Here is an 8,412-nt window from a genome sequence, read left to right on the forward strand (position 1 = left end):
GGCGTACACGGAGCTTACGTCCTCATCCAGGTGCTTGGTCCACCGGAAGCCCAAACGCGTCCGGTAGGAATTCACGCTGTCAAAGTTATATGGCGCCCGGCCCAGATCGCTGGTTACAATGGCGTGGTCCGCCCCTAAATGGGTCCAGAAGAACCGTGCATAGTAGTTAAAATCGCTGGTCCCGTGCTTATACAGCTTACCCAAGGCCACGTGGGCCGCAATATACGGCGAGCTGTTCTTGTAGCTGGCGTGGTGCTCGTCAATGAGCCCTGCATAGTCCCCGTTGATCCGCCCTGCTCGCAGCATACCTTCGTAGTGCAGCCCGTTGTCCAGGTCCCGCCGCAGCAGGATGCCGCCGCCCAGATACCGCTGGTCCCCGTCGCTCCGGGCCCCGCTGTCCTGGTGTCCAACAAAGTTCCCGTTGCCGTATTCCACAAAGGGCATGATGGTGTCCGCATGACCGTCTTCGAAGTTCCGTTTTACAAAGCCCAGTTCCCCGTTGAACCCGTTGCTGTCCACGTAGGAGCCGGTGGTGTAGCGCAGGTTGTGCCCGCCCAGCACCACATACGGCGTGAACTTCGCCTTAATGGAATGGTCCTCCAGCCAGGCTGCCCGGTAGGCCGCTACGGCGCTGGCATAACCATCGGTTACCGCCAGGTCGGAGGCTTCAATCAGCGTGCCTGTAGCATTGGCCCGGTTTTCCGGGAATGCCTTCGTATCTTCCTCAATCTTGGGCACATCGTCGTCCGGAATCATCAGCACAATGTGGTTGGCATCAATTTTCTTGTTGATGACCTTTTGGGATACGAAGCCTTCATCCGTCACTTCATCTTTCCCCGGAATCATGCCATAGGTGGTGCCATTGGACGTAATCCCATTATTGTCCACAATCAGGTTGATAACCTGCCCCTTGCTCATCTTGGTGGAGTCGTCAATGGCCCCGTAGATGGCCGTATTGCTCACGTCCGCCGTATTCGTCACAGTCACCATGGTTTCGTTCACCACGGTGCCTTTGGGCACGTAGAAGTTCATGGTCTGGAATCTGCCCAGGTTCTTCACCGTGTTGGCCTTGTTGTACATGTTCAGCGTATTCCCGGAGCCGGAAGAACCGGTATCCGTCACCAGCCCGCCGTACAGGCTCATCATAGCCCCCAGGGTGCCGCCGTACACGTTCACTGTGTTGTCCGTGACGCTGCCGCTCTTGGAAATGCCGCCGATAATCAGGTTTCCGTCTGCGTCTACAGCTTCCGTAGTCCCTACGGTACCCCCGTTGATGTTCAGGGTATTTCCTGTAACGGTCCCAGAGTCGGAAGAACCGCCGGCCACAGAGGTGGTAATGATGCTGCCCTCATTGACATTCACAGTATTATTCTCCGCAGTGCCAGGTTCCGTTGTCCCCCCGGTTACCGTGTCAGCCGTACCGCCGGAGAGCGTTACCGTGTTGCTGACCGCAGCCCCGGAAATTGCATTGCCGCCTACTACGGTAGTCGCCGTGCCGCCAGAAAGTGTGACCGCATTGTTTGCGGCATCGCCGGCAGCGGCAGAAGCGCCGTAAACATTAGTGGCTTCGCCGCCGGACATGGTGACGCTATTGCCGGATACTTCAGCGCCCTCTCCCGTTCCCACGTTCATGAGGCCGCCGATGACCATATGTGCCGTACCACCGCTCATGTCCGCGGTATTTCCTGTAACACTGCCGCTGGGAGATATACCGCCTGCCAGTATATTGACGCTGCCGTCCGTCATAAAGGCTTTGTTGTCAGAAGCATTGGTGGTGCTGTAGCCGCCTGCTACCTCGCCTGCGCCACCGCCAGAGACGGTGACCGTGTTTTCAGAAGTTGTGCCGATATTGGCATAGCCGCCGTAGAGGTATTGAGATACCGTGCCAGAAGAAAGCGTGGCTTTGTTGCCCGTTACCGTACCGGTACTTACTGCGTAGCCGCCAAAAGCCTGCTCTGTGGTGCCGCCGGAAACGTTCAATGCGTTCCCAGATGCCGTACCGCTGTCTGTCCAGCCGCCATAGGCACTGGTCACCGTGCCGCCGGTGACGGTTGTAGTATTGGAAGCTGCCGTACCCGTCTCGGATTCCCCAGCGCTTACCGTGCCCACGGTACCACCGCTGACGCTGGCCTGGTTGCCCGAGGCTCCCGTCTCCCCGATGCCCGCCGTGGCGGAGGTTACTTTTTCACCCCCGGAAATGGTCAAGCTATTTCCTGTAGCGGCGCCGCTGGCACTATTGCCGGCAACGGCTGTGCCAACCACCGCCGTAGACCCGGATACTTCCAGGGTATTGCCGCTGGCCGTGCCGCTGCTTAGGCCGGCTGTTACCGTGCTGACGCTGCCGCCGGTAATATAAGCCTGGTTGCCCGTTGCTGCCCCGGCTGCTGCCGATCCGCCATAGGCCATGCTGACGGTCCCGCCGGCAATGCGCAGAATATTGCCTTCCACACTAGCTGCCGTAGACTGGCCGGCAATGGCCGTAGCCACAGTACCGTCATTGATGTCGATTTCGTTGTTATAGGCCTTCTGGTCGGACTGGCCGGCAATGAGATTGCCCACGCCAGCCGTATCCGTATTGTTGATAGTAATCTTATTGTTGTAGGCCGAGCCGGCATCGGTCTTGCCGGCGTAAAGGGTGTTGGTCGCAGCCGTAGAGGAGCCGCCGTCCACCGTCACCGTATTGTCATGGGCAGCGCCGCTCTTGGTGTAGCCCGAGACCAAAGTGGTCCCCATCGTGCCTTTATCAAAGGTGATGGCGTTGCTGGCTGCCTCGCCGCTATTGGTATACCCGGCATAGCCCTGGATGCCCGTGCCCTTTGTCACAATCAGCTTATTGCTGTCGGCATTACCGCTGGCAGAATACCCGGCATACAAAAGATCCTTTGTATCAGCATTATTCTGCACGGTAATGGTATTTTCATTGGCATTGCCCGTAGCGGTATAGCCGCCGTACACCGTATTGAAAACTGCTCCATTTTCGCCGTCCAGAACTGCGTCGTTGCTGATGGCATCGCCATTTCCTGCATAGCCGCCGTAAATCTTGCTGTACGTGGCATTGCCCGCTGCGGTGACGCTGTTGCCGCCGTCATGAGTTTCTCCGTTAAAGGTAAACGAATTAGACATGCCGGCATTGCCATTGGATGCGTAGCCGCCGTAGATGACAAGGCCCGTCTGTTCCGCCATACTGGTATAGGATACGGAGTTGCCCACGGCATTGGGACCGCCCGAGGTGCTTCCATATCCCGTATAGCCGCCGATGATATTGGCCAAACCATTATTGCTGTTATTAACTTTAGCTGTATCCTTAACCACCACGCTGTTGCCCCGGGCGCCATCGGAACCCTTGTAATAAGTACCGCTGTAGCCGCCATAAACCGAATTCGTAACCGTGGTATCACCGGACAGGGTTACTGTACTGTAGTTGGCCGACCCGTCAACGGTATTGCCGCCATACACAGAGCCATGTACGGTGCTTGTTTTATCTACGGTGGTGCCATCAGCCTGGGTGCTGTCGGTTATGGTTACGGTACTGTTGTTGATATTACCCCTTCCGTAGAATAGATTGGCGCCGTATACGCTGCCTACCTCACTCCCGTTAATCGTAACCTTGTTGCCGGACGCAGTCCCATACCGCTGGTACGAGCCTTCTACAGACCCATAGTCCCAAGAATATTGCTTGGTACTGCTGTTGGTGACCGTAACCGTGTTGTTGTTATTATAGCCATTGGACTGATCGCTCCGGTCAGCGCCGCGAATCATGCCGCCATTGGTCTGGGTATTGGTCACCGTCAGTGTATTGCCCGTCAAACTGCCGCTGGAACCCGCCAACTGAGCACCTATAATAGACTGATCATAAATTGTTGAATTGGAAATCTCCACCGTGTTGTTATTGGCCGAGTTAGACCCATTGTGCGCGATAGCCCCGAAAACCGCGGCACTCGAATTATTTTCATTTCCAAACCTAGAATTTTTAATCGTCAGATTATTGCCATTGGCAGATCCATTCATAGCGGCGGCACCCACGATAGAGATATACTTGTCACTAGTGACAGTATCAAGGGTAAGGCTGTTGCTATTGGCAGCCCCTGACATGGAATAGCCGCCACTCAGATTCACATTTGCAGTCGTATTAGAAATTTCAACCGTATTGTTGGATGCGTCGCCATTTTTCGAATAGCCACCGTCCACTTCAGCTAGAGAGCTAGTCCCCTCAATGTAACCTGTACTTAACGTACCGTAATCGATTTTCACATTGTTATAGCTGACAGGACCGCTTTCCGAATAGCCGCCGTAGACGCCGCCGCTGACAGCTGCGGCCGTTTCGCTGGTCCCGGTTATGGTAACGGTATTGGCCGTCTCTTTAGAACCTCCGGCTGTGCCGCTCTTGGTATAGCCCCCGGCCAGGAAATAGGTACTGGTGCCCGTGCCGGAAACCGTAACGGTGTTGTTCGTCGCATTGCCCGATTCGGTGTAGCCGCCGTAGGCCTTCTGAGCTGCTGCGTTATTCGTGCCGCCTATGGTGACTTTGTTATTGATAGCATTTCCCTTTTCGGAATAGCCGCCGGCCACGCTGTCATACGTGCCGCTGCCCGTTACACTGACAGTATTACCACCGTCATACGCTACATTACCAATCGTGCCGGAGGCGACTTGGCCCGCATCGCCATTGACTGCATAGCCGCCGTAGATTGTAATACCCGTCTGCCCGGCAGTGCTCTCATATATTACCTTGTTGCCATAGGCCGAGGAAGTACTGCTCACCTGCGTGCCGTTTATGTTTGTGCCGCCGGCCCAGCCCCCATAGACCGCTTTATCCACTTTAGCCGTGTCCTTAATGGTCACCGTATTGCCCACTGCGCCGATGTGGTCTATATCATTCAAAAAGCTCCGGCCGCCGTAGACGTTGGCTTCCACTTCAGATGTGCCATCCACAGTCACCTTGTTCCCCGCTGCATAGCCACGGGTGGTTTCCCCGCCGTACACATTGCCGGTGACCGTACTCCTTGTAATGGTGGTTTCGTTGTTCGTGGCGTTCCCGGACGTAGTCGTATCAGCGAACTCCGCTGCCGCCACCATGCCGTTTACGGTACTGTCAGTAACGATTGCCTTGTTGCCGTCGGCCGTACCGTTGCGCTGATAGGCCCCGTCTACTTTGCCCACCGTACTGCCGTTCTGAATGGTGATGGTGTTGTTATTGGCCACCCCTTCCGTATCAGAACTCCGGTCAGCCGCCCGGACCAGCCCCCAGAAAGTACCGTTTGCATTGCTGTACTGTACCGTGGAACTGTCAATGGTGAGCGTATTCCCATTAAGCGTTCCCGTACCCAGATTCTGCGCACCGATTACGACGACGCTGTTCATGGTACTTTCATTCAACGTGGAACCCGTTACCGATACCGTGTTGCCATTCACATCCCCCGTACCAGTAAGATTCACGCCGCCCCGGATATTGATATTGGCAAAATTAGAGCCGCTAATAGAAACACCGTTGCTGCTGGCAGCTCCGCCGCTGGCATTGCCACCGAAAATCACAAGGCTGTCAGTGTCCGTCTCATTGGCGTCCGTAATGGAAACGGTGTTGTACGATGCGCTGCCGCTGGCAGATGCACCCCCGGTAATCAGGGTTCCCAGACTATTGTCTCCAGGCTTGGTAATGGTTACCGTGTTGCTGGCATCTTCTGCCCCAGCAGCACCTTTTGCCGTATAGCCACCATAGAGGGCTCCCGTTACGGATCCGCCAGTCATAGTAATGCCATTTCCCGTTACGTCACTGCCTGCACTGTAGCCGCCGTAGCCATTGACTACAGTGCCCCCGCTGATATTCAAACTGTTGCCGGTGGCTTGGCCTTGGTCTGCCAGGCCCCCATAGGCACTATTCAAAGCGGCATCGCCGCTGACCGACAACTGGTTAGAAACAGCATTGTCAGAGCCTTTAGCCTGTGCACCAAAATACGGACTGGAGCCCGTACTTACGGTTGCAGGGTCATTCGTAATATCCTGTGCCAAAACCGGATGGGCCCCTATTCCCATTCCCAAAATACTGGACAGAATCACCGCCGATAACACCTTGCGCTGCTTACTTGATATCCCCATAATACCACTCCTTTACAACAGCAGCTGGAACACCCAGCCATACCTAGAAACCCAATCAGGCACGGATCCAAGCCCGCCCCTTTTCAGTCAGCAAAAACCTCCGTCAAATAATGCATAATAACACAGAGTCCCTTGCTGTAATTTAAAATAATTCTAGTTTAATTTTAGCACGAATTTCTTATGGTTGCATTATTTTATTATTATTCTATTGAATTTTATAATTTTTCACCTATAGTTGTAAACACTGAAACTTTTATGTACATTTTCTCATTGTTTTGTATGTACGATATCGGATGAAGTAAGTAGAAATCAACGTTTGCAGACTTTTTGCGTTAACGTTAAATCCCTGCTCCCACCCAAAACCACCCCTCACAAAACATATCATTTAGCCATTTTTACCCATTTAACAGCCATACAATCTTTCTCAACTTCTATGTATTTTATTATTTTATATAATATGTTTTCTATGTATCACCAGTTCTGCATGTGCATATTTAATCAAAGCCATTAATAATAAGTTCGCCCTTCGTGTACATACTCCCCCATTCGTCCTATTTTTAGCAAACAAAAAACGCAGGAACAATACCTGCGTCGAAAAATGCCATAGAAGGCAAAACGATATGTGGTTGAATTTCCGAGAAAACAGGAACACATTACACTAGCCCCTATTTAGCAGATGACCAATAGGGGCTGTGAAAAAATGAAAACTTCATGTCAATGCAGTTTCTCAAGAACATTTGGAATATGCGACCTATGTTGATAGCCGTCCGTGAGCTGAACCCGCAGGATGAAGGGGACCGGAGCACAGAGAACCACTCAGGAAGCATTCCAGACCTCTACTGGTCAAGTGACAGAGAAGGGTAGTGCTAGTATTTACATACCGTGATTTTATCTCAAAACCCGTTTAGCACAAGACCAGTATAGGCCTAAGACCGGCCCATCCAAGCGTGGAGGGGCTGTCAGTCCGCAGGACTGACTGAGGAAGTTTTGAAGTTTGGATACGGCATAACGAACAAAAAAACCGACTTGCGAACTCTTTTGAGCTCACAAGTCGGTTTTTTCAAGGGTAGGTATTATTTCACATCCCCGTCGAAAAATGTCATGGAAAGCAAAAACGATATGTGGTTGAATCGTAAGTCCAGCGGGTTAGGCCAGTTCTTTGCGGCCCCCGGCCGCTTGCCTTCTCGCAGCAACACTCGTCTCCTCCATTTCGCCGTGTAAACGGCTGAAATGGGGAAGATACACCTATTCCAAAGCTACATTCATCAACAAATGCGTTACAGTCATTATCTCGTTACATTTACAGAAAGAAGAATCAACATTTTGTAAATTAGGAATACATCCTACACATTCTACGAAAGTGTGCGGTGCTTTTTTTCAGAATATACGGCGGCGCCAGCATCGCAGAATGTCCCTTCCCCACCCCGGCCCTTGGATTCTCGGATTGGCCGTCCCTCCCCTTCCTGTTAGGCGGGGAGGGCATGGGTAGTGCTGTCCGCTGCTTTAGGTATTTTGACAGTTAATGTAGTGGTAACGCAATAGTAACGATTAACAATTGGCCAGTAACAATTATAGAACGCTTCCTGCATTTGCGCCCCCCGGACGCTGCCTTCTCGCACCTCGTCTTCTCCGTTTCAGCTGTGGAGCAGCTGAAATGGGGAAGATGCGCCTAGCATAAGAATGCCAAAGGCGCAGTTGGGGCTTGTTCAAGGGAAGGTGCCTGACGTCAGGAAGGCAGCTGGGCCCCTCCAGAATCTCCTCCTTTTCTTACCTTTCCGGCAAAAACAGCGTAAAGTGAATCAACAGCTCCGGATGCCCTTCCACCGGCATCCAGCCCTTAATCTTCTCATTGCCTAGCCATTGCGTCTGAGCCTGGCCCGTCTGGACCATCTTGCCTAGCAGACAATTCCGGTGACTCTCCGGCTTGCCCACCTTGGCGCAGATCTCCCCTTCCACAAACCCAGCCTTCCGAGCCAGGTCATTGGAAGCCAAAATCTCATGCCGGGTGGTGATTAGCCGCGCCAACCCCGGAAAACTATCCCAAAGCTGATGAAATGCAGCAATCAGCCCCTCCAGCTCTGCCGCATTGATTTTTGTCGATTCCATCATATCCTCCTTCCCGCCAGAACCGTAATACAAGAAGTTCCGGCCAGGACTTTTTCCCCATTGTACCAAATTAACGGTAGGATTGCACGGCGGCTAGAGGAAGGAAATTGCCGATATTGTGAATACACTATTGTGAAACCTGAAATAGGAAAACACCTATTACCGTAAAATAAAATCATACAAAACAGGGTAAGACAAATTCCCAATGATTTC

At 52.7% G+C, this 8,412-nt stretch carries 2 protein-coding genes; both read right to left on the reverse strand.

Annotated features, from left to right (window positions below; translation table 11 throughout):
• Positions 1 to 6,093 (reverse strand): hypothetical protein (locus DW089_RS08345; RefSeq protein ID WP_199614724.1); only part of this gene is annotated, 6,093 nt, incomplete at its 3' end.
• Positions 6,094 to 7,860: 1,767 nt separating this feature from the next.
• Positions 7,861 to 8,202, reverse strand: coding sequence for a hypothetical protein (locus DW089_RS08350; protein ID WP_199614726.1), 342 nt, complete (start codon positions 8,200 to 8,202; stop codon positions 7,861 to 7,863).
• Between the last annotated feature and the right edge of the window lie 210 nt (positions 8,203 to 8,412).

This window comes from Acidaminococcus sp. AM05-11 (assembly GCF_003472805.1).
In the GTDB taxonomy this organism is placed as follows: domain Bacteria; phylum Bacillota; class Negativicutes; order Acidaminococcales; family Acidaminococcaceae; genus Acidaminococcus; species Acidaminococcus hominis.

What these genes read in the sequence shown, in the direction of transcription:
- DW089_RS08350 (WP_199614726.1), bottom strand. Translation starts at nt 8,202, where the DNA reads ATGATGGAATCGACAAAAATCAATGCGGCAGAGCTGGAGGGGCTGATT.